Origin of the sequence: Microbacterium foliorum (assembly GCF_003367705.1) — a bacterium.
Taxonomy (GTDB): domain Bacteria; phylum Actinomycetota; class Actinomycetes; order Actinomycetales; family Microbacteriaceae; genus Microbacterium; species Microbacterium foliorum.
This window is the reverse complement of record NZ_CP031425.1, coordinates 1,426,789-1,445,268: the sequence shown is the minus strand read 5'-3', so window position 1 is coordinate 1,445,268 and position 18,480 is coordinate 1,426,789. Positions and strand designations below refer to the sequence as shown.

Annotated in this window: 16 protein-coding genes and 1 tRNA gene; 11 read left to right on the top strand and 6 right to left on the bottom strand. The window is 69.3% G+C overall.

The genetic code is table 11. From position 1 onward, the window contains the following. Window positions 1-97 precede the first annotated feature (97 nt). The 3 genes from thrB to lysA form a co-directional block, all read right to left on the bottom strand. The gene (gene thrB, locus DXT68_RS06575) at window positions 98-1,042 is read right to left on the bottom strand and encodes a homoserine kinase (RefSeq protein WP_045255390.1); all 945 of its coding nucleotides are present in this window, start codon (window positions 1,040-1,042) and stop codon (window positions 98-100) included. After that, window positions 1,039-2,346, bottom strand: a complete 1,308-nt coding sequence (locus DXT68_RS06570; protein WP_045255391.1) for a homoserine dehydrogenase — start codon at window positions 2,344-2,346, stop codon at window positions 1,039-1,041. The genes thrB and DXT68_RS06570 overlap by 4 nt, the downstream gene beginning before the upstream one ends. A gap of 64 nt (window positions 2,347-2,410) precedes the next feature. Beyond that, window positions 2,411-3,820, bottom strand: a complete 1,410-nt coding sequence (gene lysA, locus DXT68_RS06565) for a diaminopimelate decarboxylase (protein ID WP_045255392.1) — start codon at window positions 3,818-3,820, stop codon at window positions 2,411-2,413. A gap of 150 nt (window positions 3,821-3,970) precedes the next feature. Between lysA and DXT68_RS06560 the strand changes: the two genes are divergently transcribed. Beyond that, on the top strand, window positions 3,971-5,038 hold the full coding sequence (locus tag DXT68_RS06560) for a YihY/virulence factor BrkB family protein (protein ID WP_045255393.1): 1,068 nt from the start codon (window positions 3,971-3,973) through the stop codon (window positions 5,036-5,038). A 3-nt stretch (window positions 5,039-5,041) separates the two neighbouring features. Here DXT68_RS06560 and DXT68_RS06555 read toward each other — a convergent pair whose 3' ends face one another. Next, a complete protein-coding gene (locus tag DXT68_RS06555; protein WP_045255394.1) occupies window positions 5,042-5,902 on the bottom strand; it encodes a hypothetical protein in 861 nt (286 codons plus the stop codon). Window positions 5,903-5,936: 34 nt separating this feature from the next. Continuing rightward, entirely contained in the window at window positions 5,937-7,601 is a 1,665-nt protein-coding gene (gene argS, locus DXT68_RS06550; RefSeq protein ID WP_045255395.1) for an arginine--tRNA ligase, read from the bottom strand. 70 nt (window positions 7,602-7,671) lie between these two features. Here argS and DXT68_RS06545 point away from each other — a divergent pair, with 70 nt between their 5' ends. Further along, entirely contained in the window at window positions 7,672-8,478 is an 807-nt protein-coding gene (locus DXT68_RS06545) for an SGNH/GDSL hydrolase family protein (RefSeq protein ID WP_082069079.1), read from the top strand. Window positions 8,479-8,494: 16 nt separating this feature from the next. After that, window positions 8,495-8,570: transfer RNA gene (locus DXT68_RS06540), tRNA-Arg, on the top strand. A gap of 99 nt (window positions 8,571-8,669) precedes the next feature. Here the strand turns inward: DXT68_RS06540 and DXT68_RS06535 are convergent. Beyond that, a complete protein-coding gene (locus DXT68_RS06535) occupies window positions 8,670-10,313 on the bottom strand; it encodes an MFS transporter (protein WP_045255396.1) in 1,644 nt (547 codons plus the stop codon). 227 nt (window positions 10,314-10,540) lie between these two features. Between DXT68_RS06535 and DXT68_RS06530 the strand changes: the two genes are divergently transcribed. From DXT68_RS06530 to DXT68_RS06495, 8 genes are all read left to right on the top strand, one after another. Continuing rightward, on the top strand, window positions 10,541-10,984 hold the full coding sequence (locus DXT68_RS06530; protein ID WP_045255672.1) for a GtrA family protein: 444 nt from the start codon (window positions 10,541-10,543) through the stop codon (window positions 10,982-10,984). Then, window positions 10,981-12,453: a glycosyltransferase gene (locus DXT68_RS06525; RefSeq protein WP_174233196.1), complete on the top strand. Its 1,473-nt coding sequence runs from the start codon at window positions 10,981-10,983 to the stop codon at window positions 12,451-12,453. Before DXT68_RS06530 ends, DXT68_RS06525 begins: the two co-directional genes overlap by 4 nt. Then, the gene (locus DXT68_RS06520) at window positions 12,450-14,459 is read left to right on the top strand and encodes an ArnT family glycosyltransferase (RefSeq protein WP_052677838.1); all 2,010 of its coding nucleotides are present in this window, start codon (window positions 12,450-12,452) and stop codon (window positions 14,457-14,459) included. The genes DXT68_RS06525 and DXT68_RS06520 overlap by 4 nt, the downstream gene beginning before the upstream one ends. 39 nt (window positions 14,460-14,498) lie before the next feature. Further along, entirely contained in the window at window positions 14,499-15,338 is an 840-nt protein-coding gene (locus DXT68_RS06515) for a DUF4397 domain-containing protein (protein WP_052677839.1), read from the top strand. Beyond that, entirely contained in the window at window positions 15,338-16,495 is a 1,158-nt protein-coding gene (locus DXT68_RS06510; RefSeq protein ID WP_052677840.1) for a family 8 glycosyl hydrolase, read from the top strand. Before DXT68_RS06515 ends, DXT68_RS06510 begins: the two co-directional genes overlap by 1 nt. Beyond that, window positions 16,495-17,118, top strand: a complete 624-nt coding sequence (locus tag DXT68_RS06505) for a class F sortase (RefSeq protein ID WP_045255397.1) — start codon at window positions 16,495-16,497, stop codon at window positions 17,116-17,118. The genes DXT68_RS06510 and DXT68_RS06505 overlap by 1 nt, the downstream gene beginning before the upstream one ends. Window positions 17,119-17,137: 19 nt before the next feature. Beyond that, complete coding sequence (locus DXT68_RS06500) at window positions 17,138-17,929, top strand: polyprenol monophosphomannose synthase (protein WP_045255398.1); 792 nt, start codon at window positions 17,138-17,140, stop codon at window positions 17,927-17,929. Window positions 17,930-18,016: 87 nt separating this feature from the next. After that, a complete protein-coding gene (locus DXT68_RS06495; protein ID WP_045255399.1) occupies window positions 18,017-18,445 on the top strand; it encodes a MarR family winged helix-turn-helix transcriptional regulator in 429 nt (142 codons plus the stop codon). Window positions 18,446-18,480: the final 35 nt, after the last annotated feature.

Here is an 18,480-nt window from a genome sequence, read left to right as displayed (position 1 = left end):
CCTCGTCACTGGGTTCTCGGGGAGAACCGGGTTCTCGCTGAGAGCAGTGAAACAGGGATTCGCGTGCGGGACTTGCAGAGTTGCAATGGGGCCAGATTCACGCAGTTACGTGGAGCCCTCCGCTCGATTCCCCCACTGTACCACCACGCACGTCGACGGCGAGCAGCAGCGCGTCCCACGGGGTGTCGGTGGTGGATTCGGCGAGTTCCACGGCATCCTGACGGCGCCCTGGTCCGTCGGCGAGCACCAGCACGCTGGGTCCTGCGCCCGAGACGACGGCCGCGAAACCGGCGCTGCGCAGCGCCTGCACGAGTCGCTGGGTCTCGGGCATCGCCTCGGCGCGGTAGTCCTGGTGCAGACGGTCGGCCGTGGCGTCGAGCAGCAGTTCAGGGCTCTGGGTGAGCGCCGCGATCAGAAGGGCCGAGCGCGACAGGTTGAACACCGCATCCGCAGTGGAGACATGAGGCGGCTGCAGCGAGCGCGCGGCCGACGTCGACATCGTGTACGAGGGCACCAGCACGAGAGGAGAGACGCCGCGATGCACGAGCAGCTTCTTGTGGCGGGCGCCGTGCTCTCCCATCCAGGCGATGGTCAGTCCGCCGAAGAGTGCGGGAGCGACGTTGTCGGGATGCCCCTCGATCTCCGTGGCGAGGCGGAGCATGTCGGCGTCGTCGATGTCGACGTCGCCCTCGAGCAGTCCCTTGGCGGCGAGGATGCCCGCGGCCACCGCGGCACCCGATGAACCGAGACCGCGCCCGTGCGGCACGCCGTTCTCGGCCTGGATGCGCAGACCGGGAAGAGGACGATCCACATCGGCGTACACGTGTGCGACGGTGCGGACGATCAGGTTCGATGCGTCGCGCGGGATCTCCTGGGCGCCGGAACCGGTGACCTCGATCTGCAGCTCGCCGGGGGCGAGCTCGGTGATGAGGAGCGTGTCGTAGACGCTGAGCGCGAGTCCGAGGGTGTCGAAGCCGGGGCCGAGGTTGGCGCTGGTCGCCGGGACCGTCACCTCGACGGTGCGTCCTGCGACCACGGTCACTCTCCTTCCACGCGCAGCACCGAGACCACGCGCTCGACGACCGAGCTCTCCGACAGCGCGGTCACGGTGGCGCTGAGCGCCGAGTCCGTCGCGCGGTGGGTGCCGATCACGAGGCGGGCGGTGGGCTCCGCCTCGCCGTCGACGGTCTGGACCACCGTGGCGACGGAGACATCGCCCTCGCTGAGGATTCCGGCGACCGTGGCGAGCACGCCCGGCGCATCCGAGACCTCGAGCGTGATCTGGTACCGCGTCGTGACATGTCCGATCGCGACGACCGGAAGATTCGCCCTCGTCGATTCGCCGACGCCGACCCCTCCCGCGATGTGCCGACGTGCCGCCGAGACGACGTCGCCGAGCACAGCGGATGCGGTCTGCACGCCGCCCGCACCCGCACCGTAGAACATCAGCGAGCCGGCGGCCTCGGCCTCGACGAAGACGGCGTTGTTGGCGCCGTGCACCGACGCGAGCGGGTGCGACCGGGGCACCAGTGCGGGATACACGCGGACCGAGATCGACTCGGCGCCGTTCGCCTCGAGGCGCTCGCAGACGGCGAGCAGCTTGATGACGAAGCCGGCGGCGCGCGCCTCCTCGATCATCGAGGCGGTGATCGAGGAGATGCCCTCGCGATGCACCGCATCCAGTGGGACCGCGGTGTGGAAGGCGAGGCTCGCGAGGATCGCGGCCTTCTGCGCGGCGTCGTAGCCCTCGACGTCGGCCGTCGGATCGGCCTCGGCGTATCCGAGGCGCTGAGCGTCGGCGAGCACGTCGGCGAAGTCGGCGCCCTCGGTCTCCATCCGGTCGAGGATGTAGTTGGTGGTGCCGTTGACGATGCCCATGATGCGCACGACCCGGTCACCCGCCAGCGAATCACGCAGCGGACGGATGATGGGGATCGCCCCTGCCGCGGCGGCCTCGTAGTACACCGAGGCGCCCACGCGGTCGGCGGCCTCGAAGAGCTCGGGACCATGGGTGGCGAGCAGCGCCTTGTTGGCCGTCACGACATCGGCTCCGGAGCCGATGGCCTGGAGGATGTTCGTGCGCGCCGGCTCGATGCCGCCGATCAGCTCGATGACGATGTCGGCCCCGAGGATCAGGGACTCCGCCTCGGTGGTGAACAGCTCCGCAGGCAGATCGGTGTCGCGCGGGGCGTCGAGATCGCGCACGGCGATGCCGGACAGCTCGAGAGCGGCGCCCGCGCGATCGGCGAGCTCGTCACCGTGGCGCAGCAGCAGGTCGGCCACCTGGGAGCCGACCGCGCCGGCGCCCAGCAGCGCCACCCGAAGTCGTCGGTACTCAGTCGTCATTGCTTCTCCTTCGGAGGGTGGATCTGTCGTGCGTCGTCGGATGCCGCGTCGCGGGGAGCGCGGGTCACCGCAGGTTCTCGGATGCCTCGATGCCGGCGTCCCGTGACAGGACGTCGTCGATGGTCTCGCCGCGGACGATGACCGTCGACCGCCCGTCGCGCACCGCGACGATCGGCGGACGGGGCACGTGGTTGTAGTTGCTCGCGAGCGGGGCGCAGTACGCGCCGGTCGCCGGCACCGCGAGCAGGTCGCCCGGCGCGACATCGGCCGGAAGGAACTCGTGGTCGACGACGATGTCGCCGGATTCGCAGTGCTTGCCGACCACGCGGCTGAGCTGCGGCTCGCCGGTGCCCGCGCGGGATGCCAGGCGAGCCGAGAACTGCGCGCCGTAGAGGGCGGGACGGGCATTGTCGCTCATGCCGCCGTCGACGCTCACGTAGCGACGGGTCGCACCGGAGTCGAGGGCGACGTCCTTCGTGGTGCCCACCTCGTACAGGGTCACCCCCGCGGTGCCGACGATCGCGCGCCCCGGCTCGAAAGACAGGGCCGGAACCGTGATCCCGCGCGCTGCGCAGCCCTCGGCCACGGCGGCGACGATCTCGCCGGCCAGGGTCTCGATCGGAGTCGGGTCGTCGAGGCGGGTGTATGCGATTCCGAAGCCGCCGCCGAGATTGAGCTGCGGCACCGGACCCCCCTCGAGCAACGAGGCGTGCAGCTCGAGCACCCGCGACGCCGACTCGCGGAAGCCGGCGACCCCGAAGATCTGCGATCCGATGTGGCAGTGCAGCCCGGCGAACTCGAGGCCGGGGATCTCGCGGATGCGGGCCACCGCCTGCTCCGCCTCGAGCAGCGGGAACCCGAATTTCTGGTCCTCGTGCGCGGTGGCGAGGAAGTCGTGGGTCTCGGCGTGCACACCGCTGATGACCCGCACCAGCACCCGCTGCGTGGCACCGGTCCTCGCGGTGATCGCCGCGAGCCGCTCGACCTCGATCGCGCTGTCGACGATGATCGTGCCGACGCCCACCTCGACGGCGCGCTCGAGCTCCGCGACGGACTTGTTGTTGCCGTGGAAGCCGAGGGATGCCGGCGCGACACCTGCCGCGAGTGCGACCGCGAGCTCTCCGCCGGTGCAGACATCTACCCTGAGCCCCTCATCGACCACCCAGCGGGCGATCACGGTGGTCAGCAGCGCTTTGCCCGCGTAGTACACCTGGGCTGTGGTGCCGTGCTCGGCGGCCGCGCGGTCGAACGCGACACGGAAGCTGCGGGCGCGGGCACGCACCTCGTCCTCGTCGATCACCAGCAGGGGCGTCCCGTGGGTCTGCGCGAGGGCGGTGGCGGAGACACCGGCCAGCTGCACGACGCCGTCGACGTCGCGGCGGGCCGACGCGGGCCAGACGGCGGCGGCGAGATCGTTCACGTCGTCGGGGACGACGAGCCATTCCGGGGCGAGCGAGTCGGCAGGGGAAAGCAAGGAACACCAATCGTGGGACGGGTCTCGGGCGAACACGCGCGCTGCGAGGTCGCCCCCGATTCTAGGGCACCCGTCATGCCGCATCCGCCATGGTGACCCTCTGCGTCAACCCCCTGAGGGCGGTCCGTCGCGACTCCTAGACTGTTCGCGATGAGCACCGAATCCGCAACCCCAGAAGCCGATCGCCCCGGCCTGATCCCCCGTGTCAGCGCCGCGGCGATCCGATGGGCGCTCAGGCAGCGTCCGGTCAGGGCGTTCCTGCTCTACTCGGAGCGACGCGGCCCCATGCTGGCCGACAGCGTCACCTACCGTGCTCTGTTCAGCGTGTTCTCCGCCGTGCTCCTGGGCTTCTCGATCGCGGCACTCTGGCTGGCCGGCAATCCGGCCGCCTGGGACGCGATCATCGACGCGGTGCAGTCCGTGGTCCCTGGTCTGATCGGCGAGGGCGCGATCATCGATCCGTCCGACCTGCAGGCTCCGATCTCTCTGTCGGTCGCGGGGGCCGTCTCGGTGGTCACTCTCACCGGCTCCGCCCTCGCCGCCGTCGGCTCGCTGCGCACGGCGGTGCGGATCCTCGCGGGCACCGCGCAGAGCGATGTCCTCTTCATCTGGGTGATGCTGCGCAACCTGCTCCTCGCCATCGGCATCGGACTCTCGTTCGTGGCGGCCGCCGCGATCACGTTCATCGGTCGGATCGGCATCACCTGGATCGCGGGCCTGCTGGGCATCGCCGACGACTCCGCGCTCGCGATCTGGAGCATCCGGATCGTGTCGCTTCTCGTCGTGCTGGCGCTCGACACCGCGCTGATCGCGGGGGTCTTCCGGGTGCTCTCGGGGACGAAGCCGTCGGCGCGCTCCCTGTGGAGCGGGGCGCTGCTGGGCGGCGTCGGCCTGCTGGTGCTGCAGGAGCTGTCCGGGCTGTTCATCGGCGGCGCGACGAGCAACCCGCTGCTCGCGTCGTTCGCCTCACTGCTCGCGCTGCTCATCTGGCTCAACCTGTCGACGCAGGTGATCCTGATCTCGTCCGCCTTCATCGTCACCACCGAAGAGGAGCGTCGCGATCGCGTGCACGCCCGTTACGGCGCATCGACGTTCCCCCAGCGACGCGTGCGCCGCGCCGAAGCGGAAGTCGCTCTCGCGACCGCCGAGCTGCGCGACGCGCAGAAGGCCGAGCTCGACGCGCGGTCGGAGTCGAAGACCGAGAAGCCCGCGGGCTGACGCTCAGCGTCTCGGGCAGGTGCCCTTCTCGAGCAGACTCTCATCCGTCGCGATGGCGCCGTCGACGTCCACGTCGATCACGGCCTCGCTGCCCACGATCTTCAGCCCGACGAGGGTGATGCCGGCGGGGAGCTGGTCGGCGATGCACACCCGCTGCGTCTCGGTCAGCCGGGTTCCCAGCGCGCCCAACGACGAGCCGACCTGATCGGCGTCGACCTCGAGTCCGCCGATGGCGGCCCCCACCGGAGTCAGTTCGAGGTCGCCGTCGGCGACCCCGGGGAGCACGGTGAGCGACAGCGGGATCGAGAGTCCGAGCACCGTCACGGACCCGGACACCGTCGCGTTGGGCTCTTCGAGCGTCACGGACTCGACGGGAAGATCGGTGTCGGCGAGGAGGCTGCCGAACTGCGACTCGTCGATGCGGATCGTGCCGGTCGCGCCGCCGAGGTCGCCACCGCGCAGCGGCACGCCGGCGACGGTCGCGTCGACGGCTCCGGTGATGCCCTGCAGCGTGACGGACTCCGTCGACAGATGCAACGTGTCGAGCGAGCCGCCGATCAGCTGCGGCAGCAGGATGCCGTCGGCCTCCACCTCGAGCTGCTGGTCGGCGGGCAGGTCGAGCTGCTCGATCACCATCCCGCGCACGATCCCGGGAAGAACGGCGCGCACGATGAGCTCCGCCGCAACGACGAGCAGGGCCAGCACGACGAGGACGATGGCCAGCACCCACGGCCAGCGGGGGCGTCGACGCGGCGCCGGTGCGGCCTCAGCGGCATCCTCACCGTCTGCGCCCCCGGGGATCACGAGCGTCGGATGCTCGGTGTCCCCCGACGGGTAGGGAAGCGTCTCGTTGTCGTCGCTCATGCTGTCATCCCCCTGTCGGCGTCGCGGACGCCGGTCACATGCGCTCGGGCGCCGAGACGCCGAGCAGGTCGAGCCCGTTGCGCAAGACCTGACCCGCGGCGTCGTTGAGCCACAGGCGCGTGCGATGCACGGTCTCGATGGGGTCGTCGCCCTGCGGGATCACGCGGCAGTTGTCGTACCAGCGGTGGTACAGGCCGGCGAGCTCCTCGAGGTAGCGGGCGACCCGATGCGGCTCGCGCACCTCGGCGGCGAAGGCCACCATGCGAGGGAACTCCTGGAGAGCTCCGAGCAGCGCGCTCTCGGTCTCATGGGTGAGCGTCTCGGGGGCGAACTCCGAACGGTCGACGCCCGAGTCCGCAGCGTTGCGAGCCACGTTGTGCGTCCGCGCGTGGGCGTACTGCACATAGAAGACGGGGTTGTCGTTCGTTCGCTTCTGCAGCAGTTCGGGGTCGAGGGCGAGCGGCGAGTCCGCAGGAGAGCGCTCCAGCGAGTACCGCAGCGCATCGGTGCCGAGCCATTCGCGCAGGTCGTCCATCTCGATGATGTTGCCGGCGCGCTTGCTGAGGCGCGCTCCGCCGACCGAGACGAGCTGGCCGATCAGCACCTCGACGTTCTTCTCCGGGTCCTCCCCCGCGGCTCCCGCGATGGCCTTGAGGCGATGCACGTAGCCGTGGTGGTCGGCGCCGAGGAGGTACAGCTTGTACTCGAACCCGCGATCGCCCTTGTTCAGGTAGTAGGCGGCGTCGGCCGCGAAGTAGGTGTACTCGCCGTTCGAGCGGCGGATCACCCGATCCTTGTCGTCGCCGAAGTCGGTCGTGCGCACCCAGACCGCACCCTCGTCGTCGAAGACATGCCCCTGCTCGCGCAGGCGGTCGACGGCCTGGTCGACGAAGCTCGTGCCGTCGGCGCCCTTGGCGTGCAGCGTGCGCTCGGAGAACCACACGTCGAAGTCGACGTTGAACTTCGACAGCGACTGCTTCTGCTCATCGAGCTGGAACCCATAGGCGAGTTCGCGCGCGACGACCACCTGCTCCTCCGCCTCGAGATCGAGCAGATCGGGGCGGGCCTCGATCACTCGGGCAGCGAGGTCGGCGATGTAGCTTCCGGCGTAACCGCCCTCCGGCGTCGGCTCGCCCTTCACGGCGGCGAGCACCGACTTCGCGAACCGCTCCATCTGCACGCCGGCGTCGTTGATGTAGTACTCCCGCGCGACGGTGGCACCGGATGCCGCCAGCACACGCGCGATCGCGTCGCCGAGAGCGGCCCAGCGCGTGTGGCCGATGTGCAGCGGGCCGGTCGGGTTCGCGCTCACGAACTCGATGTTGATCGACTTGCCGGCCTGGGTGTCGTTGCGTCCGTATGCGACTCCGGCGTCGACGATGACCTTCGCCAGAGCGCCGGCAGCGGCGGCATCCAGACGGATGTTGATGAACCCGGGGCCCGCGACCTCGGCGCTCTCGATGCCGTCGACCTTCGCCAGACCGTCGGCGATCTGCTGAGCGAGTTCCCGCGGGTTGGTGCCGAACGGCTTCGCCAGGCGCATCGCGATGTTCGAGGCCCAGTCGCCGTGCTCGCGGTTGCGGGGACGGTCGAGCACGATGTCGGATGCGGCGAGCTCGAACGGCTCGCCGGGACGTCGTTCCTCGGCGATCGGTGCGAGGACGGCGAGGAGGGCTTCGGCGAGTGTGTCAGGGTTCATAGCCGTCCCAGTTTACGGCGCGGTGGGCCCCCGAATTTGCGGGAGCGGGAACGTGATCTACAGTCATGCCATGAAGGCCGCCTCCACCCGTCACCGTCTGCCCCTCGCGGGCCTCGTCATCGCGGTGATCCTGGCGGTGGCCGCCGTGGCCCTCGGGGTCTGGCGCCCCTGGGTCTCGGTGCCCTCGACACCTCCCGCGGGAGCCGCGGCCGGCGGTGAGGCGGTGACCATCGCCCCCGTCCCCCTGCTGCTGCCCGAGCATCCGACCGTTCTCGTCTTCGGCGACTCGTGGACCTACGGCTCGGCCGCGACCGAGCCCACCCTCGGCTACGCCTACGTGCTCGCCGAGCTGCTCGACGGCGAGACGATCGTCGACGGCGTCCGCGGCAGCGGGTATCTCAAGCCGGGGATCGACGGCCCCGCCTTCGGCGAGCGGATCGCCGCTCTCGATCCGACCCTCACGCCCGACCTCGTCATCCTGCAGGGATCCATCAACGACCGCGCTCAGGGCGCGGCGGGGTATCGCGAGGCCGTGACCGCCGCGTGGGACGCGATGGCGGCGAAGTACCCGGAGGCGACGATCGTCGTACTCGGCCCCGCGCCGCACGAGCTGCCCGTCGGCACCGAGACGGCGCGGATCGACACCGACCTCGGCGATCTCGCCGCGGCCCGCGGCTGGTGGTACATCTCCCCCATCGCGCAGAACTGGATCACCGCGCAGAACTACCTGTCGGTCATCGACGTGGAGGTCGGGCGCAAGCATCCCTCGACCGACGGCCACCGCTACCTGGCCGAGAAGCTCGCCGCGGCTCTCGCCGAACTGGGCGACGCGCCGGTGACGGAGGCCGGTGGGTCGGAGACCACTCCCGAGCAGTGATATCGTCGTTCGGTACGCCTCCGTAGCTCAGTGGATAGAGCGCCGGTTTCCGGTACCGTAGGTCGCAGGTTCGACTCCTGTCGGGGGCACCAAGGGATACACGCGGAACGAGTGAGAATTCGACCGCCGAACCCGCACGTACGAGAAGAGCCGCCTGGTTTCAGGCGGCTCTTCTCGTATTCACCCGGCGATCAGCGCGAAGAATCGCTCTCCGCGGCAGCATCCGTCGTCTGAGGGCCTGCGTCCGTCTCCTCGTCTTCGCTGCGACTCCGTGCACCGGCGCCGAGGGAGATCGTCGACAGCAGGCCGAGCGTGAGGAACCCTGCCGCCGTCCACGCGGAGAAACGCGTTCCGTCGGAGAAGGCTGCTTTGGCGTCATCCGCGATGTCCGCGGTCTCGGGCTGCGCCTCCAGTCCGCTGATGGCGGCCCCTGCGCTGTCGACGACCGACGCCACGACCTGATCACGCTGATCGGCGGGCACTCCCCTCGCCTCGAGCGAGGAATCGAGGATCCCAGCCGTGCTGGTGAAGAGCACGGTGCCCAGCACCGCGACGCCGAGAGCGGCCCCGAGCTGACGCGACGTCGACTGCGTGCCGGATGCCGCGCCACTGTCCGCGACCGGGACATCGGCGAGGACGACACCGGTCAACTGGGCCGTCGCGAGCCCCACGCCGAGCCCGTAGACGAAGAGGAACGGAATGAGCGGGACCCATGACGCGTCTGGCGCGATGACGAAGCCGACGCCGGCGACACCGACGATCTCTGCGATCAGCCCCGCGCGGACGACCCACACGGGCGCGACCTTGCCGCTCGCCGCACCGGCTGCACCGCTGGCGACGAACGATCCGCCGGCGAGCGCCAGCAGCAGCAGTCCGGTCTGCAGGGCATCGAAGCCCAGCACGAACTGCAGCCACAGCGGCAGCGCGAGGATGATGCCGAACTCCCCCAGCGAGACCACCGTGGCCGCGATGTTTCCGTTGCGGAACGACGGGATCGCGAACAGACGCAGGGCCAGGAGGGTCGACCTGCCGTGACGCTCGCGGTGCACTCCCCACACGATGAACGCGACGAGGGAGACCAGGGCGAGCGCGAAGGCGAAAGGGATCGGCGACAGGTCGAGCGGCCAGGTCCAGTCGCCGATCTGCGGACGCTGGTCGACGAGCCACCAGCCGTAGGTCCGCCCCTCGATGAGTCCGAAGACGAGGCTTCCCATCGTGAGCACCGAGAGGAGCGCGCCGACGACATCGATCCGCGACGTCCGATCACTGCGGGATTCGGCGACGGTCAGCAGCACGCCGATGACGATGATGATGCCGAGCGGGATGTTGATGCCGAACGCCCAGCGCCACGAGAACGCTGTGGTCAGCCATCCGCCCAGCAGCGGACCGACAGCTGCCATGCCGCCGATCGTCGATCCCCAGACGGCGAAGGCGATGCCGCGCTCCTTGCCACGGAAGGTGGCGTTGATGATCGACAGCGTCGTGGGGAGGATCATCGACCCTCCGACGCCCTGTGCGAGTCGGGCGAGGATGAGCATCCCGCCGTCCGGTGCGAAGGAGGCGAGCACGGATGAGGCGGCGAAGACGACGACTCCGATCAGCATCATGCGTCGCCGGCCGAACCGATCGGCGAGACTCCCGAACACGAGCAGCAGCGCGGCGAACACCAGCGTGTAGGCCTCCTGCACCCACTGCACCTCGGTGGACGTGATGCCGAGATCGTCGACGATCGCAGGGATCGCGACGTTGACGATCGTCGAGTCGACGATGATCAGCGAGACCGCGATGCTGATGAAGACCAGGCCCGCCCACCGAAGCCGAAAGTATCGTTCCATGACTGCTAGCTTAGCTAGCTAAATCGTATTGTGGGCAGAATCATAGAACTCTCCGGGCTTCGCGATGCGTCTGCTCATCTCTGAGGAGACGCCGACGCCGCACCGTCGTCGATCGGGGCGCAGATCGCGCGATTTCCGTCTTTTTCCGCGAATCGCATCCAATCCGTCTGGACGAGTGCATCCGAACCCCCAGCATGACGCTCACCCCCTCCGCGCCATCTCTTCTGATGTCTCGCCTCGCCTCCGCACTGCGAGGAGCGGTCCCCCAGCTCGCCACCTTCGGCGGCGTGGGGCTCATCGCCTTCGTCGTCGACGTGGGCGGCTACAACCTGCTGCGTGCGACCGTGATGCCCGATCAGGTCATCTGGGCGAAGGTGATCTCGGTCTCCGTCGCGACGGGGGTCGCCTGGCTCGGGCATCGCTACGTCACGTTCCGCACGACGAGACGGCCCGCGGTCGCCAAAGAGCTCCTGCTCTTCCTGCTCGCGAACGGAGGCGGGCTGCTGATCGCGTCCGGCTGCCTGTTCGTCTCGCACTACCTGCTCGGGTTCACCTCCGCTCTCGCGGACAACATCTCCGGCAACGTCATCGGACTCGTGCTCGGCACCCTCTTCCGGTACTTCACCTACCGGTTCCTCGTGTTCCGCACTCCTCAGGAGGCCACCTCATGACCGCCCACTCCTCCCTCATCCCTCGCCGCTTCGAGAGCGATCCCGCTCCGGATCCCCTGCTGACGCCCGCACCCGATCAGGCACCGGTTCCGCAGGGCGTACCCAACCGCGACGTCCTCGACCCCGGGCTCATCGACACGTCGCAGAGCACCGCCGGCGTCGACTGGGCTGCGATCGTGGGGTACTCCGGGCTCGTCCTCGTGGCTCTGTCGCTCACCGCGATCGCCGTGACCACTCTGTGGTGGATGCTGTACGCCTGGCGTTCCAAGAGCACCTACGACAGCACGGCGTTCTCGAAGGAGCCCCAGGCTCCGCAGCACACCTTCACTCTCCTCGTGCCGGGAAGGCACGAGGAGGAGGTCATGGGCCAGACCCTCGACGCACTGGCCGCGCAGACCCACCCCGACGTGCAGATCATCGCGATCGTCGGCGATGACGACCCCGGCACAGCGGCGGTCGTGCGAGCCGCTGCCGACCGGCATCCCGACCGCATCGAGGTGGTCGTCGACGACAGCGTCCCCAAGAACAAGCCGAAAGCACTGAACCGCGCTCTCGCGTATGCCACCGGGTCGATAGTGGGAGTGTTCGACGCCGAGGACGAAGTGCACCCCGAACTCCTGCGCCATATCGATTCGCGCTTCACCGAAAGCGGTGCCACCGTCGTGCAGGGCGGCGTGCAGCTGATGAACTTCCGCAGCTCCTGGTGGTCTCTGCGGAACGTGCTCGAGTACTACTTCTGGTTCCGCTCGCGTCTGCACTTCCATGCGGGAGCGAACTTCATCCCTCTCGGCGGAAACACGGTGTTCGTCACGCGCGACGCGCTCGAGTACAACCACGGCTGGGATGCAGAGTGCCTCGCCGAGGACTGCGAACTCGGCGTGCGGCTGTCGAGTCAGGGCGAGAAGGTGGTCGTCGCATACAGCCCCGAGTACGTCACCCGCGAGGAGACTCCCGGCACGCTGAAGTCCTTCTACAAGCAGCGCACGCGCTGGAATCAGGGATTCCTGCAGGTCCTGCGCAAGGGCGAATGGCGCGCCCTGCCCACTCGTGGGCAGCGGCTGTTCGCGCGCTACATGCTGGCGATGCCTTTCCTGCAGGCGACGACGGGTCTGCTGATCCCGCTCTCGCTGTTCCTCATCCTCGTCGTGAAGGTGCCCACACTCGTGGCGCTGCTCACTTTCATCCCGCTGGCTCCCACCATCGTCACGGTCGCCGTCGAGATCGCCGGACTCGGCGAGTTCGGCAGGCTGTACGGACAGAAGGTCCGCGCCGTCGACTACGTGCGACTGGTACTCGGGACGATCCCCTTCCAGGTGCTGCTGGCCGGTGCGGCCATGCGTGCGGTCTTCCGCGAACTGCGCGGCGAGCGCGGCTGGGAGAAGACCGAGCACACCGGCGCACACCGCGACGACGGGGCGAGCCCCGCCCGCGTCACAGCGACCCCTGTCGCACAGGAGGTGACGGCATGAGCACCACGCTCGAGAAGCCCGTACAGCCCGACCGCACGGACGCCGTCACGACACCCGGCGACGCGCCGTCCCCCCGCGGTCTCGGCGGCGCGCGTCGTCGCGCGGCCGACTGGGTGCGCACCCACGCACGCGATCTGCTCTGGCTGGTGCCAGTGCTGGTCGTCAGCGCGATCGTCAACTTCCTGAACGTCGGCGGCGCCCCGCAGCGCATCGACGACGAGGGTACATACACCGCGCAGGCCTGGGCGGTGACACACCTCGGCGAGCTCGCCCACTACACCTATTGGTACGACCATCCCCCTCTGGGGTGGCTGCAGATCGCCGGGTACACGCAGCTCACCGGCGCCTTCGAGCGGTGGGACATCGCCGTGCTGGCCGGCCGTGAAGCCGTCCTGGTCGCCGCTCTGATCTCGGTCGCCGTGCTGTGGGCACTGGCCCGCCGATTGGGCATGTCCCGGGGCGCGGCGGCAGCCACCGGCATCATCTTCGCTCTGTCTCCCCTCGCCGTGCAGTTCCATCGCACCGTGTACCTCGACAACGTCGCGGTGCCGTGGTTCCTGCTCGCCTTCTTCCTCGCGACCAACCGTCGGGGTCAGCTCGCGGCCTTCGCGGGATCTGCCGCGGCCTTCGGCATCTCGGTGCTGACCAAGGAGACCTTCCTGCTCGCGCTGCCGATCCTGATCTGGGTCATGGTGCGCTCGTCTCGCAAGGAGACCCGTCGCTACACGCTCTCGGTCGCAGCCAGCGTGCTGGTGCTGATCGGCGGGAGCTATCTGCTCCTCGCGGCGGTCAAGGGTGAGCTTCTCGCCGGCGCTGACCGCGTCAGCCTGATCGAGGGCATCACCTTCCAGCTGGGCTCGCGAGAGGGCAGCGGCTCGATCACCGATCCCGATTCTCTGATCAACCGGACGCTGGGCATGTGGTGGCAGCTGGATCCGGTGTTCATCGTGCTCAGCCTCCTCGCTGCCGCGGCGGCACTCCTCCTCCCCCGACTTCGTCCGTACGCGGTGCTCGTGCTCGCGATGACGGTCTTCATGTTCCGTCCCGGCGGGTATCTCCCGGTGCCGTACGTGATCATGCTCATCCCGTTCGGCGCTCTGCTGATCGCCGGTGTCCTCGATGCGGCTGTCGCCCGCATCCGCCGCCGAGGTGCGAGCAGGAGACCCCTCGCCATCGGGGCCGTCGCCGTGGCGGCGATCGGCGCCGTCGTCGCCGCTCCGCTGTGGACCGCGCAGCTGCGCGGATTCGTGCTCGCCGACCTCGACGAGCCGCTGCGGGGAGCGCAGGAGTGGCTCATCGAGAACGCGTCGACCGACCAGCGCGTGATCGTCGACGATGCGATGTGGGTCGACCTGGTGAAGGCCGGCTGGGACCGCGACAACGTGATCTGGTACTACAAGCTCGACACCGACCCCGCCGTGCAGGCCGACTCGCCGAACGGCTGGCGCGACGCCGACTACGTGGTCACCACCGACTCGATGCGCACCTTCCCCGGTGCTTTCCCGCAGGTGCAGGAGGCGATCGACAACTCCGTGGTCGTCGCCACGTTCGGCGAAGGCACGCAGGCGGTCGACGTACGTCGGGTGACGATCGACGGCGCGGAGCAGGCCGCCGCATCCCAGGAAGCCGCCGTGCAGGATCGCACGACTCTGGGCTCGGCCCTCGCGACGAACCCGGAGGTGCAGCTGAGTGCAGACGATCGCGACCGCCTCACCGCAGGGCAGGTCGACGAGCGGATCGTCGCCGTTCTGGCCACTCTCGCCGGCTCCGGTTCGGTGAGCGTGTCCGGCTTCCCGATCGTGGACGGAGAGGAAGGTCTCGCTTTCCGTCAGGTGTCCCTCTCGACGATCGCGGCGGCGCCCACCGTCGTCGACGGCGGGCTCAGCCCCGAGGCGCGAGAGCTCGTCGACACCCTCCAGGGCACGTACGCGCCGTCATCCGTCGAGATCGACGGCGACAGCGTCGTCCTCCGCTACTCCGTCTCAGTGCAGCCCACGCTGCCCTGACAACCGATACCCGCACGAACCCCATCGAAGGAGCACATCATGAAGAACTCACGATCCTCGCGCCTGAACATCGCCATGGCAACCGGCGCGACGGCACTGCTGATGCTGGTCGCCGCCCCGCTGTCGTCGACCGCAGCCACGACGGCCGAGAGCGCCGCGGTGCCCGCCGCCACATCGGGTCAGGCCGGCTGGCTGCGACTCGGCCATCTCTCGCCCGACACGAAGTCCGTGGACGTGCGCGTCTCGGCGGTCAGCGGCGGCTCGACCCTGTTCGAGCTCGATGGCGTGGGCTACGGAGATGTGTCCGACTATCGGGAACTCCCCGCGGGCAGCTACACCGTGAGCATGGTGCCGGCCGGGGCCTCGGGATCGAGCGTCCCCGTCATCTCCGAGACCGTGACGATCGAGAGCGGCACGGCGACGACTGTGGCGGCCTACGGGCAGACCGACGATCTGCAGGTACGCGCCTTCGATGACGATCTGACCGAGCCCGCCACGGGAGCCGCACGCATCCGGCTCATCCAGGCATCGACCCTCACGCCCGAGGTCGATGTCACGACCACGCAGGGAGATGCCATCGCCCGCGACGCCAAGGCCGGCTCGGCCACCGGTTACGCCGAGATCCCCGCCGGCGACTGGACGCTGGACCTGAAAGGGAAGGGTGTCGCCGACACCGCCGAGGTCTCCGTCTCGCCGGGGAGCGTGACGACGCTGTTCGTCCTCGACACCTCCGACGGCGGACTCACCATTCTCCCGGTCCTGGACAGCTCTTCTGTCGGTGACGTGCCGGATGGCGGCGTCGACACCGGCGGCGGATACCTCGGTTCCGACGCCGCGAACTCTGTCGCGCCGGCGAAGCGCCTCGGCGAGGCTCTCTGATGCGTCGGTCCACCTTGATCGCCGTCGCGGCCGGGGCGGTGCTGGTGACCGCCGGCACCGCCGTGGTGGCCGTCGGCGTGAGCTCTTCCGACCACGGGCCTCCGGATGCGGGGCCTGAAGCCACTTCGACGGCGCTTCCCCCGTCAGGAGACGGAGCCCCTGAGCTCGACGCGTCATCGCTCGCCACCTCGTTCCTCGACGACTGGGTCGAGGATGGACGCGTGGTGCGCCACGACGAGGGCGGAGACACGGTGAGCGAGGGCCAGGCCTATGGCCTGTTCGCCGCCGTCGTCGCGGAGGACGAGCAGCGGTTCGACGAGATCTGGTCGTGGACGCAGCACGAGCTCGTACGCCCGGACGGACTTCTCGCGTGGCGCTGGGACGAGGGCGAGGTCGTCGACGACGAGCCGGCTTCCGATGCCGACCTCGACGCCGCACGGGCGCTCGTGCTCGCCGGCGACCGCTTCGGGCGGTCCGACCTCCATGACGATGGTGTGGCACTCGCCACCACGATCGCCGATCGGATGACCGTCGAGACGGCGCAGGGCCGGATCCTCCTCCCCGGGCTGTGGGCAGCGGATCGCGAGCCCTACGCCTACAACCCGAGCTACGCCTCGCCCGTGACGTTCGAGGTGCTGAGCGCCGCCACCGGCGATCCCCGTTGGGACGAGCTGCAGGCGGGCAGCGCCGCGGTGACCACCGACATCTTCGAAGCGACCGACCTGCCGCCCGATTGGGCACAGGTGCACACGGATGGACTCGTCGAACCGATGCCGGGTCCACGAGGCGGCGGTGATCCGGTGCAGTACGGCTTCGATGCGCCGCGCCTGATGCTGCGCTACGCGGAGTCATGCGCACCGGCCGACGTCGCGCTCGCCGGCCGGCCGCTCGCGACACTCGACCGCGAGGACGACGTCAAGTCGCGCCTCGACCTCGGGGGCGGCGCGCTGGTGGAGGAGCAGTCCCCGCTCGGCTTCGCCGCACGCGCCGCCTCGGCGAAGGCCTCGGGCGACGAGTCCGCGGCCACCTCCGACCTCGAACGCGCGGCAGAGCTCGCCGCCGAGTACCCGACCTACTACGGCGCCGCCTGGGTGATGCTGTCCACCGCGATGCTCACGGATGACGCCCTCGGTGGCTGCGCGACGGGAGAGCTCTGATGTCCAGGAGCAGCGCGACCCGAATTGTCGTCACCGCGGGGGCTCTCGTGCTCGCGCTGCTTCTGAGCGCGTGCGGTGCGATCGGTGCGCAGTCCGTGCCCGCCGCGCCACCGACTCCGGCCGGCCCTTTCTCCGCGGGTGGTCTGCAAGACCCGTCGACCCCGGAGCCACAGGCCCAGACCGCACCTCCCACTCGCGTGCAGATCCCCGCGATCGGCGTCGACACGGCGCTCGAGGATCTGGCGATCGATGGGAGCGGACGCCTCGCCGCCCCTGTCGACTTCGACCTCGCCGGGTGGTATTCCGGCGGAGTCGTGCCCGGTCAGGTCGGTCCGGCGATCATCGCCGGCCATGTGGACTCCCCCACCGCGCCGGCCGTCTTCGCCGACATCGGTGCTCTGTCCCCCGGCGACGACATCGTCGTCACCCGTGCCGACGGCACGACCCTCACGTTCACGGTCAGCGGCTCGACCCAGTCGGCGAAGGCCGAGTTCCCCACCGATGCCGTCTACAGCAACGTGCCGGCCCCCGAGCTCCGCCTGATCACCTGCGGGGGCATCTTCGATTCCTCGACCGGCCACTACCTCGACAACCTCATCGTCTTCGCGGAACTCCGCGTCTGACCTCTCGAAAGGACCACCCATGAACGAGACGCTCGTCATCATCCCGACGTTCAACGAGATCGAGAACCTCGAGGGCATCGTCACTCGCGTGCTCGCTGCGGCGGACGCAGACATCCTCATCGTCGACGACGCCTCCCCCGATGGGACGGGCGAGCTGGCAGATGCGCTGGCCGCGCGGCATCCTCAGGTCGACGTCCTGCATCGCACCGAGAAGAACGGCCTCGGAGGTGCGTACCTCGCCGGATTCGCGTGGGGACTGGAACGCGACTACTGGGCGCTCGTCGAGATGGACGCTGATGGCTCGCACCGTCCGGAGGAGCTCCCGAAGCTCGTGGAGCAGCTGATCGACCACGATCTCGTTCTCGGCTCGCGCTGGGTGCCCGGCGGACGCGTGCTGAACTGGTCCCGCCACCGCGAGGTGCTGAGTCGCGGCGGAAACCTCTATGCTCGCCTCGCACTCGGCATCGACGTGCGCGATTCCACCGGCGGCTACCGCGTGTTCAGCGCCGCCGCCCTGCGCCGCATCGACCTCGCGCACGTGGCCTCCCAGGGGTACTGCTTCCAGGTGGACCTGCTCTGGCGCGCTCTCGAGCGCGGCCTGCGGGTCGTCGAAGTGCCCATCACCTTCGTCGAGCGCGTGCACGGAGAGTCCAAGATGAGCGGCTCGATCGTCTCCGAGTCGCTCGCCCTGGTGAGCTGGTGGGGTCTGCGTCGTCGCCTCACGGCGATCGGACTGTTCCTCCGCGGCGGGCAACGGCTGGGCTCGGTGCGCGCGCTCTCGCACCGGATGCTCCCTCCCGTGCGCCCGTGACGCGACCCGCCGACCTTTTCGAGTGATCGGCGGCTACGCCTCGCCAATTAAGTTGTACACAACCTAATCGCGTGCAATAATAATGTCATGGCCGTGACCGATGAGATGGTGTGCTTCTCGCTCTACTCCGCCGCCCGCGCGACGACGCAGGCGTACCGCACCCTGCTCGCCCCCTGGGGCCTGACGTACCCGCAGTACCTCGTGCTCGCGATCCTCTGGATGGAGGGCGAGCAGACGATCGGTTCGCTCGGCGACGCCATGCAGCTCGACTCGGGCACGCTCTCCCCGCTCGTGCGTCGCCTGGAGCAGGCGGGCTACGTCACCAAGTCACGCAGCGTCGCCGATGAGCGCGTCGTCACGGTCGGCCTCACCGAGGCGGGCACTGCGCTGCGATCCGAGGTCGCGCCCGTGCACTCGGCCGTCGCCGCGCTCGCCGGCATGGAAGACGACGACCAGCGCCACCGCCTGATCGCCGAGCTGCAGGAGCTCACGGCCCGGCTGCAGAAGACCCCATAGACCCTCACTCCCCCGCGCACCACGCGCTGACAGAC

Bases quoted from the DNA above. Each gene is read 5' to 3' on its own strand.
- DXT68_RS06570 (WP_045255391.1), bottom strand. From the start codon at position 2,346: ATGACGACTGAGTACCGACGACTTCGGGTGGCGCTGCTGGGCGCCGGC.
- DXT68_RS06560 (WP_045255393.1), top strand. From the start codon at position 3,971: ATGAGCACCGAATCCGCAACCCCAGAAGCCGATCGCCCCGGCCTGATC.
- DXT68_RS06555 (WP_045255394.1), bottom strand. From the start codon at position 5,902: ATGAGCGACGACAACGAGACGCTTCCCTACCCGTCGGGGGACACCGAG.
- argS (WP_045255395.1), bottom strand. From the start codon at position 7,601: ATGAACCCTGACACACTCGCCGAAGCCCTCCTCGCCGTCCTCGCACCG.
- DXT68_RS06545 (WP_082069079.1), top strand. From the start codon at position 7,672: ATGAAGGCCGCCTCCACCCGTCACCGTCTGCCCCTCGCGGGCCTCGTC.
- DXT68_RS06535 (WP_045255396.1), bottom strand. From the start codon at position 10,313: ATGGAACGATACTTTCGGCTTCGGTGGGCGGGCCTGGTCTTCATCAGC.
- DXT68_RS06530 (WP_045255672.1), top strand. From the start codon at position 10,541: ATGTCTCGCCTCGCCTCCGCACTGCGAGGAGCGGTCCCCCAGCTCGCC.
- DXT68_RS06525 (WP_174233196.1), top strand. From the start codon at position 10,981: ATGACCGCCCACTCCTCCCTCATCCCTCGCCGCTTCGAGAGCGATCCC.
- DXT68_RS06520 (WP_052677838.1), top strand. From the start codon at position 12,450: ATGAGCACCACGCTCGAGAAGCCCGTACAGCCCGACCGCACGGACGCC.
- DXT68_RS06515 (WP_052677839.1), top strand. From the start codon at position 14,499: ATGAAGAACTCACGATCCTCGCGCCTGAACATCGCCATGGCAACCGGC.
- DXT68_RS06510 (WP_052677840.1), top strand. From the start codon at position 15,338: ATGCGTCGGTCCACCTTGATCGCCGTCGCGGCCGGGGCGGTGCTGGTG.
- DXT68_RS06505 (WP_045255397.1), top strand. From the start codon at position 16,495: ATGTCCAGGAGCAGCGCGACCCGAATTGTCGTCACCGCGGGGGCTCTC.
- DXT68_RS06500 (WP_045255398.1), top strand. From the start codon at position 17,138: ATGAACGAGACGCTCGTCATCATCCCGACGTTCAACGAGATCGAGAAC.
- DXT68_RS06495 (WP_045255399.1), top strand. From the start codon at position 18,017: ATGGCCGTGACCGATGAGATGGTGTGCTTCTCGCTCTACTCCGCCGCC.